This is a genomic window from Vibrio sp. YT-19(2023), assembly GCF_033337395.1.
In genome coordinates, this window is the sequence record NZ_JAWOQN010000750.1 from 1 (window position 1) to 603 (window position 603).

Below are 603 nucleotides of genomic sequence, written 5' to 3' on the forward strand. Positions count from 1 at the left end.
TGAATACCGCTCAAATTGACGATCCGGTCGCGTATCTCAAAGCACTCAACGGTGGCAAAGGCTACGACGATGTAATGGTCTACGCGGCGGTTGCTCAAGTGCTAGAACAAGCCGATGAGCTACTTGGCAATGATGGCTGCCTCAACTTCTTTGCTGGCCCAACGGATAAGAATTTCAAAGTGCCGTTTAACTTCTACAACGTGCATTACGAATCAACCCATATTGTAGGGACGTCCGGTGGTTCAAAGGGTGACATGGTGGAATCTATAGAGCTTTCCTCGCAAGGCAAGATCAACCCGTCTTTCATGATCACACATGTTGGTGGCTTACAAGCTGCGCCACATACGATTCTGAATCAGTTGGATATTCCGGGCGGTAAGAAGTTGATTTACCCACATATTGACCTGCCATTGACGGCGATTGATGATTTTTTATCGCTGGCAGACCAAGACCCGTTCTTTGCGGAACTCGATGCGATTTTGTGCGCGAACAACTATGTGTGGAACGCGCATGCAGAAAAAGCGTTACTTGAGTTTTATGACGTGAGCTTAACGGTTTAGTTGCAACGAACATGTGTGGTAGCCTTTGCGCTGCCACATAATG

General features: G+C 47.6%; 1 protein-coding gene. It reads left to right on the top strand.

Annotation, left to right across the window (positions count from 1 at the left end; all coding sequences use genetic code 11):
• Positions 1-560: zinc-binding dehydrogenase (locus R7E78_RS28260; RefSeq protein WP_318058898.1), on the top strand; the 560-nt coding region annotated here is incomplete at its 5' end.
• Positions 561-603: the final 43 nt, after the last annotated feature.